This window comes from Candidatus Cardinium sp. cBcalN2 (genome assembly GCF_022810445.1).
Lineage (GTDB): Bacteria > Bacteroidota > Bacteroidia > Cytophagales > Amoebophilaceae > Cardinium.
Window position 1 is genome coordinate 1 of record NZ_JAACGD010000007.1, and the last position, 1,658, is coordinate 1,658.

The 1,658-nt window shown below is 36.4% G+C and carries 2 protein-coding genes and 1 tRNA gene; all 3 read left to right on the forward strand.

Going from position 1 to position 1,658, the window contains the following annotated elements; translation table 11 throughout:
- Positions 1–143: 143 nt before the first annotated feature.
- The 3 genes from MUW74_RS00225 (at position 144) to MUW74_RS00235 (ending at position 1,514) form a co-directional block, all read left to right on the forward strand.
- A tRNA-Leu gene (locus tag MUW74_RS00225) sits at positions 144–226 on the forward strand.
- 28 nt (positions 227–254) lie between these two features.
- On the forward strand, positions 255–539 hold the full coding sequence (locus MUW74_RS00230) for a SemiSWEET family sugar transporter (protein ID WP_243517380.1): 285 nt from the start codon (positions 255–257) through the stop codon (positions 537–539).
- A gap of 216 nt (positions 540–755) precedes the next feature.
- Positions 756–1,514 carry a hypothetical protein gene (locus tag MUW74_RS00235; protein ID WP_243517383.1) on the forward strand — a complete coding sequence of 253 codons (759 nt, stop codon included), beginning with the start codon at positions 756–758 and terminating at the stop codon, positions 1,512–1,514.
- Positions 1,515–1,658 lie beyond the last annotated feature (144 nt).

A 1,658-nucleotide genomic window follows, 5' to 3' on the forward strand; every position in this document is an offset into this window, starting at 1 on the left:
GAAATAGAAAAACAGTTGAGATGGAGACTAAAGGGCGGATTCTGTTTTTCCGGCTGTAACGGGCGGTTTCCGCAGCTTTTTACCAGGGCTTGATTTTTTGCTTACTTTTTTATCAAGAAAAAAGCAAGATAAAAAATCCTTAAGCCAGGATGGTGGAATTGGTATACACGCAAGACTTAAAATCTTGTGGCCTTAGGCCATGCGGGTTCGATCCCCGCTCCTGGTACAAACTTAATATTTTTCAGGTTGTCTTGATGGATGTGTATCCTATTTCCTTTTTAGATATTGTGGCATGTATAGGTTCATTTACAGCCGTTATCTCTATTCTTCCGCAGATTATACAGTCATATAGAACAAAATCTGTTAATGACGTCTCCATGTTGATGCTTTTGAATCTAACCGTTGCTTCAGTTAGTTGGACCATCTATGGGGCAATGACTGCTGATAAGCCATTGTTTTTGACTAACCTATTGCTCACTCTTGGTTCTTTCATTATGGTAGTGCTTAAACGAAAATACCAATCAGATAAGCCCTTATAAAGCTTATCTGTCCAGGCAATGGCGTTAACTTAAGATCTATATTTATTTGCTTACTAATTATAATAGTATATTAAAAAAGTGGTATATATCATGCTGTTTATCATTTAAAAAAGCATATAAATTTCTTACGTTGACGTCATTGACTGTTCAGGAAACAAGTAGTTAGGCCAGCCTTAAAATTTTTTTGAAGCCAATTATCTATCAATCTATTACATTATGCAACACAACAGTCTGATATATCATTTTTTTATTGATCCACTTGCACATGGTATGGCCTGTATGATCGTGGCTTACCTGGTTACACCTGCTCAGTTTGTAAAAGTAGTCTATCAAGAAACAGGCGAATCCTATACCTCTATTGTTAAAAGATGTATACGTACTAGAAATGTTAAATTATTTTTTTCTGGTGCCCATATTTATGCACTCCGACAGGTTATAGCTGCCTTGGCATTTGGTCTTTCACAATGGCTGTTTCTCTGTTCTACTGGCTATTATACGATCAATAATTTTACTTTATTGGTCATATGGGAGTGTTTCTTGGCTGGCATGGTCGAAACCATGGTAACGGTGTATAGCGAAGCGAAAGAAATTGCCGCTAATAAAGGGGCCTTAATGAAGCGAAAAGAAAAGGTTATGGATATCTTTACCCCTATTCTTTTAAGAAATATAGTAAGTGCTTCGGCCTGTATATTAGCCTATGAATTTACAAAAGATATCAATGGGGTTTGGATTAATATGCTGGTTAGTACGCTATTGGGTATAGTGGTATCTGCACTCACCATGCCATTTGATTTGATCGCTACACAAAATTGTGGATCTGAGGTGCCTATGACTTGGATAGGGCGTTTAAAACACAATATGGCTGTAGAGAAGCAGTTTTTTACGATTTTTAATGGATTAACCATGCGGATTTTGCAAATTGTTCCTTATTCTGTTGCGCATAGTCTAGTGATGGTTTTATTGGGGAATGGGTAAGGTGTTATATCTACTTTTTGCTTGATGAAAGCATTTGTTCATGACACTCGTAAAAAATAAGTTTTTTAATGCTACTTTTTGCTTGATCAAAAAGTAGCGAAAAAATCAAGCGCTGATGAAAAAAGTTACTGTAGGCTTAGTTTA